Source organism: Streptomyces sp. CA-243310 (genome assembly GCF_050936775.1).
GTDB lineage: Bacteria > Actinomycetota > Actinomycetes > Streptomycetales > Streptomycetaceae > Streptomyces.
This window is the reverse complement of the sequence record NZ_JBNJMF010000002.1, coordinates 3,290,584-3,305,281: the sequence shown is the minus strand read 5'-3', so window position 1 is coordinate 3,305,281 and position 14,698 is coordinate 3,290,584. Positions and strand designations below refer to the sequence as shown.

The following is a 14,698-nucleotide window of genomic DNA, read 5'->3' as shown; positions in this document are numbered from 1 at the left end:
GGGGCGATCCGTTGAGGGATGAAGTACTCCCGAAGGTGGAGGGTGAGCTTAGCCTTGGGTCGATGAGCACTCAGGGCGAACGTGCGGTTCCGGTTCGTTGGCGGTCGGCGATGGAGGCCGCGCTGTACGGTCCCGACGGCTTCTACGTCCGTCCTGGTGGCGCCGGTCCCGCCGGGCACTTCCGCACCTCCGTGCACGCCTCGCGGCTGTACGCGGAGGCCGTCGCCCGGCTCCTCCTCGCGGTGGACGAGGCCCTCGGGCGCCCTCGGGGGCTGGACCTGGTCGACGTGGGGGCCGGGCGCGGGGAACTGCTCGTCGGGGTGCTGGACGCCCTGCCCGCGGAGACGGCCGCGCGGGTGCGTCCGTACGCGGTCGAGCGCGCGGCCCGGCCCGAGGGGCCGGACCCCCGGATCCACTGGGTCCCGGTACCGCCCGAACGGACGACGGGGCTGCTGTTCGCCAACGAGTGGCTGGACAACGTGCCGCTGGAGATCGCCGAGGACGGGCGCTACGTCACGGTCGCGCCCGACGGCACGGAGAGCCCCGGCGGGCCCCTGGAGGAGGCGGACCGGGCCTGGCTGGAGCGGTGGTGGCCGGCCCCGGGCCGGGCCGAGATCGGCCGCTCCCGCGACGAGGCCTGGGCGGCGGCCACCGCGACCCTGGAGCGGGGCCTGGCGGTGGCGGTGGACTACGCCCACACCAGGGAGGCCCGGCCCCCGTTCGGCACCCTCACCGGCTTCCGCGCGGGCCGGGAGGTCCCCGCGATCCCGGACGGTGGCTGCGACGTCACCGCCCACGTGGCGCTGGACGCCTGCGCGGGACCGGGCGCGACCCTGCTCACACAGCGCCGGGCCCTGGCGCTCCTCGGGGTCTCGGGCGGCAGACCGCCCCTGGCCCTGGCCTCGACGGACCCGGTGGCGTACGTCCGCGCCCTGTCGGCGGCGGGCGAGGCGGCGGAACTCACCGCGCGCGGAGGCCTGGGCGACTTCGGCTGGCTGGTCCAGCCGGTCGGCATCGCCCCCTGGCCGGCGGGGTACGGCGAAGGGGCCGGGACCGGCGAGGGAGCCGGGTACGGCGAAGGGGCCGGGACCCCCTGACGGGATCCCGACCCCTCTCACGCCCGTCGGCGTGCTACCGCTCCGTGTGGTGGTCGTGCCCGGGGCGCAGGCCCCCGCCGTTGCCCGAGCCCGTGCTCGGCTTCGCGACGACCGGCTGCGACAGCGGGGCCAGGTCGTAGGCGTAGTGGCCGACCGCGTTCGCGATGACGTCGACGTTGATGTCGAGCGCCTTCTGATCGATGTTGTTGATGTCGTCGCCCTTGCCGTGGTAGTTCACGTCGTAGGCGATCCCGGCCTGGCCGCCGAACTTCGCGGCCTGCTCGGCGGTCTTGATGCCCTCGGCGCCCGTGTCCGTACCGCCGGACGGGATGCCGGCCTCGATGAACGGGCCGTAGTCCGAGCGGCCGGTGAAGTCCGAGCCCTCGTGCGGGATGCGCTGCGCGTCGAGGAAGTCGGTGATGCCCTTCTCCAACTGCGCGGAGCCCTCGGGGCCGGGGCCCGAACCGACCTTGTCCGAGTCGTCGCCGTCGTAGACGAAGTAGGCGGCGTTCGGCGAGGCGATCATGTCGAAGTTCAGGTAGAGCCTGATCTGCTTCTTCTGCGCGTCCGTCAGACCGGCCACGTACGCCTCGGAGCCGAGCAGGCCGAACTCCTCCGCCGACCACCAGGCGAACTTGACCTTGTTCTTGACCTTCGTCTGGCTGCTCGCGAGGCGCTGCGCGACCTGGAGGATGCCGGCCGAACCGGATCCGTTGTCGTTGATGCCGGGCCCCTCCGAGACCGAGTCCAGGTGCGCGCCCAGGAAGACGGTGTTGTTCTCGTCGCCGCCCCGCGTCTCGGCCACGACGTTGTAGGTCTTGCGGTTCTCGCGCAACTCGCGGATGTCCAGGGTGATCGAGACCGGACCGGCGGCCACCTCGGCGGCGAGCTTCTCGCCCTCCGCCTGGCTGACGCCGCCCGTCGGGACCTTGCCCGCGTCCGCGGCGCCCAGGGTGCCGTTCAGCGCGCCCTCGGTGTTGTTGTAGATGACGGCGCCGACCGCGCCGGCCGCCGCCGCGTTCGCCTGCTTCACCGCGAACGTGCAGCCGCCGCGCTTCACCAGGGCGATCTTGCCGGTGAAGGTGCCGGAGGCGAAGTCGGCGGGCTCGCAACCGTTCGTGCCGTCGGCGTCGACGGGGGCGGCGGCGAGCTGCGCCGTGATGCCGTCCTCGGGGCCGCTCGCGGTGTACGTCATCAGGTTGATCGGGACTTCGCGTTCGGCGTCGCCGTTCACGGTGAGCTTTTCCGAGATGGTCTCGACATACACGAAGTCGAACTCGTTCTTCGTGACCTTGTATCCCGCCGCGCGCAGCACCGCTTCGACGTACTGGGCGGATTGCACGTGGCCCTTGGAACCGGCCACCCGGGTTCCCTTGTTGTAGTCGGCGATCGACTGGAAGACCTTCAGGTGGTTGTTGGCGCCCTTGCCGGTCGCCTCCTTGACCAGCTTCTTGGCCAATGCGTCGCCCTTGGCGGCGTCGCTCTGGGGGCCGGTGGCACCGGCGGGACCGGCGAGGAGCAGTGGGGAGACGAGAGCCACGACGGCCAGGGCGGCGGTGGCGGCGGCTATACGGCGTGAGGGCATGAAGGTCCTTTCACGACAGGTGCAGGCATACGTGTGGTGTCGCACGGTGCGCGAGGGGGAGTGGTGGTCGCACGTTAAACAGCAACGGGCCACTCTGGCCAGAGTTTTCACTGATTCCGGTTTATGAATTCCGTATATCGGTGAAACTGAGCCGGTGTTAATCGGCCACTGTCCGCCGGTTTCGACCTACCGGAGGATGCCTTCCATGAAGTCGGATCCGAGGCGTGCCACCGCCGTGACGTCCAACTGGTGCTGTGCGTAACGGCCCTGACGGTACGTGTGCAACAGCTCGGCCTTCTTGAGCACCGACAGGTGACGGGACACCTCGGGGGCGGATATGCCGTAGACCGCAGCCAGCTCGCTGGTGGTGTGCGGCCCGCGGGCCAGGCTCCGGCACAGCATCATCCGCATCGGGTGCGCCAGGGCCTCCATGCGCCGTCGGAGCACCTCCACCGAGCCGGGCCCGGACGCCAACTCGGGCGAATCGAGCGGGTAGTGGACCACCGGACGCCAGCCCGGGGCGTGCAGGACCAGCAGGTGTGGCCAGCCGAAGTGGGTCGGTATGAAGACCAGCCCCCGACCCACCCGGGGATCGGTGGCGGTCGCCGAACCGTTGACCATCTTGTCGGCGGTGATCGTGGTCCCGGCCCGATCCAGGCTCAGCGCCGACGACACCTCCCGCAGCGCGGCCGGCAACCCCTTGTGGCGGAGCACCTCCGCCTTGTGCCGGGCGTCGGCGGCCTGCCGCGGGCCGATCCGCCGCCAGACCTCGCCGAAGAAGGCCTCGTGGCAGTCCTCCAGCAACCGGCGCATCCACACCCGCACGGCGGCCGTGTCGTCCAACAGGCGGAGCGAGAACTGCAACTGGCGGGGCCCTCGCGCGGCGGCCGTGTCCAACGCCTTGGCGCGCGAGGCCGCGTCGTGGAGCGGCGAGGCCACACCGCCCTCGTTGTAGAGGGCCAGCCAGCAGTGCTCCAGGGCGGCGGTCACGAACCGCTCGTCGTCCAGCCGGTCGAGTACGTCGAGTTCCTCGGCCAGTGTCCCGGCGGGCAGGCCCGAGCCGCCGGGCACCCCGGCGAAGGGCATGAAGACGTCCGAGAACGAACTCCGCCACATGAAGTCGGCTTCCAGCAGCCGATCGGCGAGGCAGGGGTCGAGCCCGGCCCGCGTGGCGTTCGCCCACGACTGCAGCCCGGGGTGGTGGGCGGGCTGGGAGAGCGCGTGCAGGGCCATGCAGAGTTCGGCGAGTGGGGAGGGCGCGAACGCGATCCGCTCCGCGGGGAGCCCGGCGATGTCGATGGTGACGCTCATCGCCCCATTCTGTCCGGCACGGGTCGGGCAGGCGTTCGCCGGGGGGTGCCGGGCCGACGCCCGGGGAGCCGTCCCGCAAGCCGCCCACCAGGCGGAATGCGGTTCGGTTGACGAGGACCGTCAATCGACGGGACGGGTGCGGCCGAGGGGGTGAGGGTGGTCTCCATGAGCGCGATCGAGCAGTACCTCCTCGACACCTACCGGGCATCACAACACGGGACGCCCATGCCGCCGCCGCCCGGCCGGGACGACGTGGCCGTCATCCGGGAGGCCCGCGACCGGGCCCGCTCCCGCGCGGTCCTCGCCGGCCCCCCGGCCCGCCGCCGGCTGACCCGGGCCGTGCGCCGGCTCTTCTCCCGGCCCCGATCCTGCTGACGGGGCGGGGCGGCATCGGGGGCGGGCGGGGCGGCAACAGGAGCCCGGCCCGGCCCGGCCCGCCGCGCCCCCGCCCGCCGCGCCCGCTACAAGCGGGCCACGAAGTCCGCCACCGCCGCCCCGACATCCGCCCCGGTCCACTCCAGACCCGGCTCGGTGACCTCCAGTTCCGTCATCGACAACCCCGGCGGTCCCTCCGCCGACCAGCGGCGGAACAGCACCGTCCCCGTCTCCTCCGCCTGCCGCAGGCCCGCCTCCGTCAACCGCTCCGCCTCGTACGGCAGCCACACCTGGAACTGGTGCGTGTGCGGCTCCTGCGGATGGACCCGGAACCAGGGCACCCCGGCCTCCGCGAAGCCCTCCCGCAGGGCCCCGGCGACCATGCGCGCCCGCTCCACGTACGACGGCAGCCGCGGCAGCTCCCGCTCCAGCCCCGCCAGCGCGGACAGCGCCTGCGGGAACTGCCGGAAGATCTGGCCCCCGTACCGGTGCCGCCACACCCGCGCCTCCGCGACCAGCTCCGCGGAACCCGCCAGCGCGGCGCCGCTCAACCCGCCCAGCGACTTGTAGAACGACACGTACACGGAGTCCGCGAGCCCCGCGATCTCCGACAACGGCCGCCCGAAGTGCGTCGTGGACTCCCACAGCCGCGCCCCGTCGAAGTGCACCACCGCGTCCCGCGCCCGGGCCGCGTCCACCAGCGCCGTCAGCTCCTCCCACGTCGGCAGGAGGAACCCCGCGTCCCGCAGCGGCAACTCCAGCATCAGCGTGCCGAAGGGCTCCGCGACCTCCGCGACCTCCTGCGGCGTGGGCTGCCTCGGGTCCCGCGTCGGGTACACCGTCCGCAACCCCGAGACCACCGACAGCGCCCCGCCCTCCCACAGCTCCGGATGGCCCATGGGGTGCAGCGCCACCACCGGGTTCCCGGTACGTCCCGCCCAGCACCGCAGCGCGATCTGCTGCGCCATCGTCCCCGACGGGAAGAACGCCGCGTCCGCCGTCCCCAGCAGCTCGGCGACCCGCTCCTCCAGTCTGGCCACCACCCCGTCGCCGTACACGTCGGCGGACTCGTCCGGGTCGGCGGCGGCCGCCTGCGGCAGGGCCGCGAGCAGCTCGCCCACCGTCGGCTCCAGCAGGCTCCGCGAGAGCGTCCGACCCGCTCCGCGCCACGCCGCGACCAGCCGCTTCGTACGGTCTTCATCAGCAGTCATGCACCGATCATCGCCGACCGGCCGACACGCCCAGGGGCTAGCATGGCGGCGTATCGTCCGGTACCCCCCGCGGACTGGAACGGAAGGCTTTCCCCGCGTGAACGCACCCCTTCAGACGGAGCCCAGGGATCCGTCGGACCGCCCCGCACGGCTCACCGTCGGCGTCGTCGGCGCCGGCCGGGTCGGCCCCGCGCTGGCCCGCGCCCTCCAGCAGGCCGGACACCGCCCCGTCGCCGTGTCCGGCGTGTCCGAGGCCTCCCGCCGACGAGCGGCGCGACTGCTGCCCGACGTGCCCGTCGTACCGCCCGCCGAGGTGCTGGAGCGGGCCGAGCTGGTCCTGCTCACCGTCCCCGACGACGCACTGCCCTCCCTGGTCGAGGGCCTCGTCGAGACCGGCGCGATCCGCCCCGGCCGGCTCCTCGTCCACACCTCGGGGCGGTACGGGACCGCGGTCCTCGACCCCGCCCGCCGCGCGGGCGCCCTGCCGCTGGCCCTGCACCCCGTGATGACGTTCACCGGTACCGAGGTCGACGTGCAGCGCCTCGCCGGCTGCTCCTTCGGCGTCACCGCCCCCGACGAGCTGCGGCTCGCCGCCGAGGCCCTGGTCATCGAGATGGGCGGCGAACCCGAGTGGATCGCGGAGGAGAGCCGTCCGCTCTACCACGCGGCCCTCGCGCTCGGCGCGAACCACCTGGTCACCCTGGTCGCCCAGTCCATGGAACTGCTGCGCACGGCCGGCGTCGAACACCCGGACCGGATGCTCGGCCCGCTCCTCGGCGCCGCCCTGGACAACGCCCTGCGCTCCGGCGACGCGGCCCTCACCGGCCCCGTGGCCCGCGGCGACGCCGGCACCGTCGCCGCCCACGTCCTCGAACTGCGCAGGCACGCCCCCACCGCCGTCGCCGGCTACCTGGCGATGGCCCGCACGACCGCCGACCGGGCCCTCGCACACGGCCTGCTCAAGCCCGAACTCGCCGAAGACCTGCTGGGCGTGCTCGCCGACGGCGGCGACGGCATCGGCCCGGAAGGCGAACGCCGATGACCGGCCCCCTGCTCCTGAACACCGCCGGGGAACTGCACGGCCTCGCCCGCCCCGGCCGCCGAGCCGTCGTCATGACCATGGGCGCCCTGCACGACGGCCACGCCTCCCTGATCCGCACGGCCCGCGACCTCGCCGGCGCCGACGGCCAGGTCGTCGTCACCGTCTTCGTGAACCCCCTCCAGTTCGGGGCGAACGAGGACCTCGACCGCTACCCCCGCACCCTCGACGCCGACCTGCGCATCGCCGCCGGCGCCGGCGCCGACGCGGTGTTCGCCCCCGCCGCGGACGAGGTCTACCCCGGCGGCGACCCCCAGGTCCGGATCACCGCCGGCCCCATGGGCGGCCGCCTCGAAGGCGCCACCCGCCCCGGCCACTTCGACGGCATGCTGACCGTCGTCGCGAAACTGCTCCACCTCACCCGCCCCGACCTGGCCCTCTTCGGCCAGAAGGACGCGCAGCAACTGGCCCTGATCCGGCGCATGGTGACCGACCTGAACTTCCCCGTCGAGGTGGTCGGCGTACCCACCACCCGCGAGGACGACGGCCTCGCGCTGTCCTCCCGCAACCGCTACCTCTCCCCGGCGGAACGCCGCACGGCCCTCGCCCTGTCCCGCGCCCTCTTCGCGGGCCGCGACCGCCTCGCCGCCCAGGCCGCCCTGCGCGCCCGCGCCGAGGCCTCCCCGGCGAGCGACGAACGCGCCACCGCCCTGGCCCGGCTCGGCGAGATCCGCGCCTCCGCCGACGCGCACGCCGTCTCCGCGGCCGGCTCCGGCCTGCCCGACGCCGTACGGTCCGCCGCCCGGCACGTCCTGGAGGACGCGGGCCGGCACGATCCGCCTCTGGCCCTGGACTACCTGGCGCTGGTCGACCCCCAGGACTTCACCGACATCGGCCCCGGGTTCACGGGACGGGCCGTGTTGGCCGTCGCCGCCAAGGTGGGCGCGACCCGGCTGATCGACAACATCCCATTGGAGTTCGGAGCACACTCGTGAGCACTGGCAGAAGTGCCGCCGGCACCGGCATACGGCTGCACGCCCCCGCCCCCGGCTGGTCCCTCGACGCGGACGTCGTCGTCGTCGGCTCGGGCGTGGCGGGCCTGACGGTGGCGCTGCGCTGCGCCGCCGCCGGCCGCCGCACGGTCGTGGTCACCAAGGCCCGGCTCGACGACGGATCCACCCGCTGGGCCCAGGGCGGCATCGCCGCCGCCCTCGGCGACGGCGACACCCCCGAGCAGCACCTGGACGACACCCTGGTGGCGGGCGCGGGCCTGTGTGACGAGGCCGCCGTCCGGCTGCTGGTCACCGAGGGGCCGGACGCCGTACGACGCCTCATCTCGACCGGCGCCGTCTTCGACACCTCGGCCGAGACCGGGGAGATAGAGCTGACGCGGGAGGGCGGCCACCACCGCCGTCGGATCGCGCACGCCGGCGGCGACGCCACCGGCGCCGAGATCTCCCGGGCCCTCGTGGAGGCCGTCCAGGACGCGGGCATCGAGACCGTCGAGAACGCGCTCGTCCTGGACCTGCTCCAGGACGCCGAGGGCCGCACCGCGGGCGTCACCCTGCACGTCATGGGTGAGGGCCAGCACGACGGCGTGGGCGCCGTCCACGCCCCCGCGGTGATCCTCGCGACCGGCGGCATGGGCCAGGTCTTCTCGGCCACCACCAACCCGTCCGTCTCCACGGGCGACGGGGTGGCCCTCGCGCTGCGCGCCGGCGCCGAGGTCTCCGACCTCGAATTCGTCCAGTTCCACCCGACGGTGCTGTTCCTCGGCGCCGACGCCGAGGGACAACAGCCGCTGGTCTCCGAGGCCGTCCGCGGCGAGGGCGCCCACCTCGTCGACGCGGACGGCGTGCGCTTCATGGTCGGACAGCACGAACTGGCCGAACTCGCCCCCCGCGACATCGTCGCCAAGGGCATCATGCGCCGCATGCAGGCACAGGGCACCCGGCACATGTACCTTGACGCCCGGCACTTCGGCGCCCGGATGTGGGAGCAGCGCTTCCCCACGATCCTCGCCGCCTGCCGCTCCCACGGCATCGACCCGGTCACCGAGCCCATCCCGGTCGCCCCCGCCGCCCACTACGCGTCGGGCGGCGTCCGCACCGACCTGCACGGCCGCACCACGGTGCCCGGCCTGTACGCCTGTGGCGAGGTCGCCTGTACCGGCGTGCACGGCGCGAACCGGCTGGCGTCCAACTCCCTGCTGGAGGGCTTGGTCTTCGCCGAGCGGATCGCGGACGACATCGCCCGCCGGCCGCTCGCGGGCAACGGCCCCGGCATCCCCGTGCCGGCCACCGGCCCGCTCCAGCCCGCCGAGGCCCGGTACGAGATCCAGCGCATCATGACGGACGGCGCGGGCGTGCTGCGCTCCGCGGAGTCCCTGGCCACGGCCGCCGCCGCCCTCGAAGACCTGTACGCCGCGGCCCTGAACAACCTCGAAGCGCACGGCAAGACCGCCGAACCGGGCGTGGACACCTGGGAGGCCACGAACCTCCTGTGCGTGGCCCGGGTCCTGGTCGCCGCCGGCCGGCGGCGCGAGGAGACCCGCGGCTGCCACTGGCGCGAGGACCACCCCGACCGGGACGACGCCCACTGGCGCCGCCACCTGGTCGTGCGACTGTCCGCGACCGAGAAGCGGGCGCTGGTCGTCACCCCCACCGACTCGGCGGACTTCCCGCCCGTCTCCCACCCCCTCAGCCAGGAGCAGCAAGCGTGAGCACGCACCAGCACGAAGACACCGACCGCACCGCGCACGACGAACTGCCCCTCCTGGGGCAGGCCGAGGGCGGCTGCGGCGACGACTGCGCCTGCGGTGACGGCGAGGAGTCCGGCCTGGACCCGGCGCTCGCCGAGCTGCTCGCGGACGCCGGCCTGGACCCGATCGAGGTCGAGGACATCGCGCACATGGCGCTGTCCGAGGACCTCGACGGCGGGGTCGACGTCACCACCGTCGCCACCGTGCCCGAGGACGCCGAGGCCGTCGCGGACTTCATCGCGCGCGAGGACGGCGTCGTGGCCGGCCTGCGGATCGCCGAGGCCGTGTTCTCGGTGGTCTGCACCGAGGCGTTCGAGGTCGAGCGGCACGCCGAGGACGGGGACACCGTCAAGGCGGGCGAGGTGCTGCTGTCCGTCCGCGCCCGCACCCGCGACCTGCTGACGGCCGAGCGCAGCGCCCTGAACATCCTGTGCCGGCTGTCGGGCATCGCGACCGCCACCCGCCGCTGGGCCGACGTCCTGGACGGCACGTCCGCGAAGGTCCGCGACACCCGCAAGACCACTCCGGGCCTGCGCGCGCTGGAGAAGTACGCGGTCCGCTGCGGCGGCGGCGTCAACCACCGCATGTCGCTGTCGGACGCGGCGCTGGTCAAGGACAACCACGTGGTCGCGGCGGGCGGCGTCGCCCAGGCGTTCACGGCCGTCCGCGAGGCCTTCCCCGACGTCCCGATCGAGGTCGAGGTCGACACCCTCGCGCAGATCGGCGAGGTCCTGGACGCCGGCGCCGACCTGATCCTGCTGGACAACTTCACCGTCGGGCAGACCGCCGAGGCCGTCGCGCTGGTCGCCGGCCGCGCCGTCCTGGAGTCCTCCGGCCGGCTGACCCTGGACACCGCCCGCGCCTACGCCGAGACCGGCGTGGACTACCTCGCGGTCGGCGGGCTCACCCACTCCTCGCCGATCCTGGACATCGGCCTCGACCTCCGCGAGGCGGTGTAACCGATGCTCCTCACCATCGACGTGGGCAACACCCACACGGTGCTGGGCCTGTTCGACGGTGACGAGATCGTCGAGCACTGGCGCATCTCCACCGACCCGCGCAGGACGGCCGACGAGATGGCCGTCCTCATGCAGGGCCTGATGGGCATGCACCCGATGCTCGGCACCGAGCTGGGCGACGGCATCCACGGCATCGCGATCTGTTCGACGGTCCCCTCGGTGCTGCACGAACTGCGCGAGGTCACCCGCCGCTACTACGGCGACGTGCCGGCCGTGCTGGTCGAGCCCGGCATCAAGACGGGCGTGCCCATCCTCATGGACAATCCGAAGGAGGTCGGCGCGGACCGCATCATCAACGCGGTCGCGGCCGTCGAGCTGTACGGCGGACCGGCGATCGTCGTCGACTTCGGCACGGCCACCACCTTCGACGCGGTGTCCGCGAAGGGCGAGTACGTCGGCGGGGTGATCTCCCCGGGCATCGAGATCTCGATGGAGGCCCTCGGCGTGCGCGGCGCCCAGCTCCGCAAGATCGAGCTGGCCCGCCCGCGCAACGTCATCGGCAAGTCCACGGTCGAGGCGATGCAGTCGGGCGTGGTCTACGGGTTCGCCGGCCAGGTCGACGGGATCGTGAACCGGATGGCCAAGGAGCTGGCCGGCCCCACCGGCGACCCGGACGACGTCCGCGTGATCGCCACCGGTGGCCTGGCGCCGATCGTCCTCGGCGAGGCCGCGGTGATCGACGACCACGAGCCGTGGCTGACGCTGATCGGACTGCGGCTGGTCTACGAGCGCAACGCGCCCAACTTCGAGTGACGCCGCGGCGCGACGAGGCGTGACACGAGGCCCCCGCCCACCGGGCGGGGGCCTTCCTCGTCGTCCCTCGGCGTCCGTCGTCCGTCGTCCCTCGTCGTCGTGGCGGTTCACCGGCCGTCAGGCTGACGCGTCGGGTTCGACCTGATGCCTTAGCTTTGTCGGCGTCGGACGCACGTGTTTGCGACGCTCCAGGATGGTCCAAATGCCCCGTGAATCACCGTACTTGCTGGTGGTCGACGCCCTTCGGGCCCGCATCGAGGCGGGCGAGTGGGAGGTCGGCGACAAGCTTCCCTCCCGGTCGCGGTTCGCCGCCGAGTACTCCGTCGGACAGAGCGTCACCCAACGCGCCCTGGAACGGCTGATCATCGAGGGCCTCCTCGAAGGCCGCGCCGGTTCCGGGACGTTCGTGCGCACCCCGCGCCGGCGGATGCGCATGGTGCGCACCCGCCGGCGGGTGCCGAACTCGGGCAACGCCTTCCGCGCCGAGGCCCTCGAACACGGCTTCGCGGCCTCCTGGGACGCCCGGACCGTCGCCCACACCCCGGCCCCCGAACACATCGCGGCCCGCCTCGCCATCGCCCCCGGCGACCCGTGCGTGATGACCCGCTACGAGTTCATGGCCGACGGCAGCCCCGCCGAACTGTCCCAGTCCTGGGAGCCGATGGCCCTCACCGCCGACACCCCGGTCGTCCTGCCGGAGGACGGGGAGCTGCGCGGGGCCGGCGTGGTCGCGCGCATGCGGTCCATCGGCATCACGGTCGCCTCGGTGCTGGAGATACCGCGTCCGTCGCGCGCCAACCAGGCACAGGCCAACCTGCTGGGCATCAGCGTCGGCTCGCTCATCACCGAGATCGAGCGCACGTACCTGGATTCGGAGGGCCGCCCGGTGGAGACCGCGGACCTGGTCATCCCCGATTCCCGGTACGAGATCGCGTACGCGTTTCCGATCGAGTGAGCGGGAACTTCCACGGAAATGGCCGAAGTGTGCCCCTGCGGGGGTTACGGTCGGCCCACGACAGGCACCGTGACCCCGTTTCCGCCGGAGGAGACACCATGACCACGACCACTCGCCCCACCTGGCAGAAGTCGTCCCACTGCGACGACGGCGCCAACTGCGTGTACGTGTCCGCCGCGCCCGGCACCCTGGTCCGGGTGGCCGACCGCTCGGACCCCGCCCACCTCGTCATGGCCACGACGCACGCCGCCTGGGCCGCGTTCCTGGACGCCGTCAAGGCGGACGGGTAGGCATGAACGGGGCGATCCTGGCCGGCCGCTACGCGCTGGACGACCGCATCGGCGCGGGCGGCATGGGGGAGGTGTGGCGGGCCCGGGACCTCGAACTCGGCCGGGCCGTCGCCGTGAAGGTCATCGCCCGGCCCGGAGACGACAAACTCGCGCTACGGCTGCGCGCCGAGGCCCGGGCGGCCGCGGCGCTGTCGGACCCCCACGTGGTGTCCGTCCACGACGTCGGCGAGACCGTCGTCGACCACCGGACCGTGGTCTACCTGGTCATGGAACTCGTCGACGGGCACCCGCTCGGCACCGCCACCGGCCGGGCCGCGATCGAGGACGTCGTGCGCTGGGGCGCGCAGATATGCGAGGGGCTCCAGGCGGCCCACGGCGCGGGCGTCGTCCACCGCGACATCAAGCCCGGCAACGTGCTGCTCACCACCCGGGGCCGGATCAAGATCTGCGACTTCGGGATCGCCCGGCAGAGCGGCATGCAGGGACTGACCACGACCGGCCTGGCGATCGGCACACCCGCCTACATGTCGCCGGAACAGGCGCGCGGCGACGCGGTGGACGGCCGCACCGACATCTACAGCCTGGGCTGCCTCCTGTACGAACTGCTCGCCGGTGAGCTGCCGTTCACCGGATCACCCTGGGAGGTGCTTGCCCAGCACGCGCAACGCGCACCCGACTCCCTGCGGGTCCGCCGCCCCGAGATCCCCCGGGCCCTGGACCTGCTGGTCCTGAGCCTGTTGAGCAAGGACGCCGCGGACCGCCCGGACTCGGCGGCGCGGACCGCCGAACTGCTGCGCGCCGCCGTCGCCCCGCCGGCCGGGCCGGTGCCCGGGCAGGGCGCCGGCGCCAAGGCGCCGTCCTGGCAGCCGCGCCCACCGGTGACGACCCGGACCGCGGCGGAGGCCCCGGCGGTCGCCGCCCGACCGAAGCCCGAACCACAGCCGAAGGGGAGCCCCGGTTCCGAGCGCGCGCCGGGCAGGCTGGTCGTGGTCTCCCCGGGGTCCGCCTGGGCGGGCACGCTCCTGCCCGGATTGGCGGCCGGCGGCCAGCTGTTCGGCTTCGGGGCCCTGTCCGGTTTCTGGGCCGTCGCCGCTGCCTTGGGCGTCACGCTCGTCGCCTGGTTGAACAAGGAGATCCAATCGGACGAGGTGGACGCGTTCACCGGCGTCAGCCTCCTCCTCGGGCCGGCGGTCGGCCTGGCGGTGCTGCTCACGTTGCTGTTCGCCACCCCGGTGACCTGGTGGAAGGCGATCCTGGTCGGCCTCGCCACGGCGCCGGTGCTCTGGACCGTCGGCCACTGGCAGCACAAGGCGATCCGCGCCGTCTCGCGGGCCAAGGAGGCCGCTTTCCTCGCCAACGACACGGGGCAGATCGCCGGCGTGTTCGCCGCCTGGCTGACGGCCGCCCGGACACCGGTCCCGGCCCTGGGCGCGGTCGCGATCGGCGTCGGGGTCTGGATCGGGTCCGGACTGCTCGTCGGGATGCTCCTGCCCTCGGGCGCCGCCGTCCCCGGACGTCGCCAGGGGGCGTCCCCGGGCCGCTGAGCGGCCCGCGACGGCCCCGGGGCATCGCCTACGGACCCGCGATGGCCCGCAGCGCGTCCAGGTGGCGCCGGTAGACGGTCCGGCCGGCCGGGGTCAGCGAGAGCCAGGTCCGCGGGCGGCGGGCCACCCGGCCCTTGGCGACGGCCACCAGGCCCGCCTCCTCCAGCGCCGCCACCTGCTTGGACAGCACCGAGTCGGACACCTCCACGAGGTCCCGCACGAAGCCGAACTCGGCCTTGTCCACCGCGACCAGCGCCGCCACCACCGACAGCCGCACCGGCGCGTTCAACAGCGGCGCGAGCCCGTGCCGGGGATGGGTGCCCCGCTCCTCCGCGCTCATGCCGCCCGCCGCTCGGTCACCGCGCCCGCGACGGCCGGCAGCGCGCACGCCACCGCGGCCACCACCGTGAACGCCAGGTCGTCCCGGAAGACCTCGGTGCCCAGGACCACCGTCGCCGCGAACATCACGGACCAGGTCCCGATGACCAGACCGTGCTTGAGGCCGAACCCGCGCCGCACCACCCGCTGCCGCGCCGCGTACACGCTCAGCCCGCCCACGAGCAGCATGTTGGCCGCCGCGAAGACGACGGCCTGGGCGGCCCCGTGCCAGAGCAGGGACACCGGTACCAGAACCAGCTGACCCGCCGCGAAAACCCACAGGTAGCGCGCGTACCAGCCACTCCTCAGCAGCGCCGCCGCCTCCATCCGTTTGGCCTCGGTGTACTCGCTCACGGTGTCCCCCTCGTGGTCGGCGGGGC

General features: G+C 73.6%; 15 protein-coding genes. 10 read left to right on the top strand and 5 right to left on the bottom strand.

What is annotated here, in order from left to right; genetic code table 11:
* The first annotated feature begins 62 nt into the window (after positions 1 to 62).
* Positions 63 to 1,097 (top strand): SAM-dependent methyltransferase, encoded by a 1,035-nt coding sequence (locus tag ACQEVM_RS32395; protein ID WP_433084911.1) that lies wholly within the window; start codon positions 63 to 65, stop codon positions 1,095 to 1,097.
* A 34-nt stretch (positions 1,098 to 1,131) separates the two neighbouring features.
* Here the strand turns inward: ACQEVM_RS32395 and ACQEVM_RS32390 are convergent, their stop codons facing one another.
* Both ACQEVM_RS32390 and ACQEVM_RS32385 read right to left on the bottom strand, forming a co-directional pair.
* Entirely contained in the window at positions 1,132 to 2,682 is a 1,551-nt protein-coding gene (locus ACQEVM_RS32390; protein ID WP_433084909.1) for a M28 family metallopeptidase, read from the bottom strand.
* A gap of 186 nt (positions 2,683 to 2,868) precedes the next feature.
* Positions 2,869 to 3,993 (bottom strand): DUF5937 family protein, encoded by a 1,125-nt coding sequence (locus ACQEVM_RS32385; protein WP_433084907.1) that lies wholly within the window; start codon positions 3,991 to 3,993, stop codon positions 2,869 to 2,871.
* Positions 3,994 to 4,158: 165 nt separating this feature from the next.
* Here ACQEVM_RS32385 and ACQEVM_RS32380 point away from each other — a divergent pair, with 165 nt between their 5' ends.
* Positions 4,159 to 4,368 carry a hypothetical protein gene (locus tag ACQEVM_RS32380; protein WP_433084905.1) on the top strand — a complete coding sequence of 70 codons (210 nt, stop codon included), beginning with the start codon at positions 4,159 to 4,161 and terminating at the stop codon, positions 4,366 to 4,368.
* A gap of 86 nt (positions 4,369 to 4,454) precedes the next feature.
* On the opposite strand, the gene ACQEVM_RS32375 is transcribed toward ACQEVM_RS32380, so the two are convergent.
* Complete coding sequence (locus ACQEVM_RS32375) at positions 4,455 to 5,579, bottom strand: threonine aldolase family protein (RefSeq protein ID WP_433084903.1); 1,125 nt, start codon at positions 5,577 to 5,579, stop codon at positions 4,455 to 4,457.
* Between the two features lie 97 nt (positions 5,580 to 5,676).
* On the opposite strand from ACQEVM_RS32375, the gene ACQEVM_RS32370 reads away from it, so the two are divergent.
* The 8 genes from ACQEVM_RS32370 (at position 5,677) to ACQEVM_RS32335 (ending at position 13,940) form a co-directional block, all read left to right on the top strand.
* A complete protein-coding gene (locus ACQEVM_RS32370; RefSeq protein ID WP_433084901.1) occupies positions 5,677 to 6,621 on the top strand; it encodes a Rossmann-like and DUF2520 domain-containing protein in 945 nt (314 codons plus the stop codon).
* Complete coding sequence (gene panC, locus ACQEVM_RS32365) at positions 6,618 to 7,613, top strand: pantoate--beta-alanine ligase (RefSeq protein ID WP_433084899.1); 996 nt, start codon at positions 6,618 to 6,620, stop codon at positions 7,611 to 7,613. Before ACQEVM_RS32370 ends, panC begins: the two co-directional genes overlap by 4 nt.
* Complete coding sequence (locus ACQEVM_RS32360; protein ID WP_433084897.1) at positions 7,610 to 9,340, top strand: L-aspartate oxidase; 1,731 nt, start codon at positions 7,610 to 7,612, stop codon at positions 9,338 to 9,340. Before panC ends, ACQEVM_RS32360 begins: the two co-directional genes overlap by 4 nt.
* 44 nt (positions 9,341 to 9,384) lie before the next feature.
* Positions 9,385 to 10,338 carry a carboxylating nicotinate-nucleotide diphosphorylase gene (gene nadC / locus ACQEVM_RS32355; protein ID WP_433085516.1) on the top strand — a complete coding sequence of 318 codons (954 nt, stop codon included), beginning with the start codon at positions 9,385 to 9,387 and terminating at the stop codon, positions 10,336 to 10,338.
* A 3-nt stretch (positions 10,339 to 10,341) separates the two neighbouring features.
* The gene (locus tag ACQEVM_RS32350) at positions 10,342 to 11,151 is read left to right on the top strand and encodes a type III pantothenate kinase (protein ID WP_433084895.1); all 810 of its coding nucleotides are present in this window, start codon (positions 10,342 to 10,344) and stop codon (positions 11,149 to 11,151) included.
* 202 nt (positions 11,152 to 11,353) lie between these two features.
* Positions 11,354 to 12,106 carry a GntR family transcriptional regulator gene (locus ACQEVM_RS32345; protein WP_433084893.1) on the top strand — a complete coding sequence of 251 codons (753 nt, stop codon included), beginning with the start codon at positions 11,354 to 11,356 and terminating at the stop codon, positions 12,104 to 12,106.
* A gap of 98 nt (positions 12,107 to 12,204) precedes the next feature.
* Positions 12,205 to 12,396 (top strand): DUF397 domain-containing protein, encoded by a 192-nt coding sequence (locus tag ACQEVM_RS32340; protein ID WP_433084891.1) that lies wholly within the window; start codon positions 12,205 to 12,207, stop codon positions 12,394 to 12,396.
* A 2-nt stretch (positions 12,397 to 12,398) separates the two neighbouring features.
* Entirely contained in the window at positions 12,399 to 13,940 is a 1,542-nt protein-coding gene (locus tag ACQEVM_RS32335; RefSeq protein WP_433084889.1) for a protein kinase domain-containing protein, read from the top strand.
* A 28-nt stretch (positions 13,941 to 13,968) separates the two neighbouring features.
* Here the strand turns inward: ACQEVM_RS32335 and ACQEVM_RS32330 are convergent, their stop codons facing one another.
* Together ACQEVM_RS32330 and ACQEVM_RS32325 are read right to left on the bottom strand one after the other, a co-directional pair.
* The gene (locus tag ACQEVM_RS32330) at positions 13,969 to 14,280 is read right to left on the bottom strand and encodes a winged helix-turn-helix domain-containing protein (RefSeq protein ID WP_433084887.1); all 312 of its coding nucleotides are present in this window, start codon (positions 14,278 to 14,280) and stop codon (positions 13,969 to 13,971) included.
* Positions 14,277 to 14,672 (bottom strand): hypothetical protein, encoded by a 396-nt coding sequence (locus ACQEVM_RS32325; RefSeq protein ID WP_433084885.1) that lies wholly within the window; start codon positions 14,670 to 14,672, stop codon positions 14,277 to 14,279. The genes ACQEVM_RS32330 and ACQEVM_RS32325 overlap by 4 nt, the downstream gene beginning before the upstream one ends.
* Positions 14,673 to 14,698: the final 26 nt, after the last annotated feature.

Bases quoted from the DNA above. Each gene is read 5' to 3' on its own strand.
- ACQEVM_RS32395 (WP_433084911.1), top strand. From the start codon at position 63: ATGAGCACTCAGGGCGAACGTGCGGTTCCGGTTCGTTGGCGGTCGGCG.
- ACQEVM_RS32390 (WP_433084909.1), bottom strand. From the start codon at position 2,682: ATGCCCTCACGCCGTATAGCCGCCGCCACCGCCGCCCTGGCCGTCGTG.
- ACQEVM_RS32385 (WP_433084907.1), bottom strand. From the start codon at position 3,993: ATGAGCGTCACCATCGACATCGCCGGGCTCCCCGCGGAGCGGATCGCG.
- ACQEVM_RS32380 (WP_433084905.1), top strand. From the start codon at position 4,159: ATGAGCGCGATCGAGCAGTACCTCCTCGACACCTACCGGGCATCACAA.
- ACQEVM_RS32375 (WP_433084903.1), bottom strand. From the start codon at position 5,579: ATGACTGCTGATGAAGACCGTACGAAGCGGCTGGTCGCGGCGTGGCGC.
- panC (WP_433084899.1), top strand. From the start codon at position 6,618: ATGACCGGCCCCCTGCTCCTGAACACCGCCGGGGAACTGCACGGCCTC.
- ACQEVM_RS32350 (WP_433084895.1), top strand. From the start codon at position 10,342: ATGCTCCTCACCATCGACGTGGGCAACACCCACACGGTGCTGGGCCTG.
- ACQEVM_RS32345 (WP_433084893.1), top strand. From the start codon at position 11,354: ATGCCCCGTGAATCACCGTACTTGCTGGTGGTCGACGCCCTTCGGGCC.
- ACQEVM_RS32340 (WP_433084891.1), top strand. From the start codon at position 12,205: ATGACCACGACCACTCGCCCCACCTGGCAGAAGTCGTCCCACTGCGAC.
- ACQEVM_RS32335 (WP_433084889.1), top strand. From the start codon at position 12,399: ATGAACGGGGCGATCCTGGCCGGCCGCTACGCGCTGGACGACCGCATC.
- ACQEVM_RS32330 (WP_433084887.1), bottom strand. From the start codon at position 14,280: ATGAGCGCGGAGGAGCGGGGCACCCATCCCCGGCACGGGCTCGCGCCG.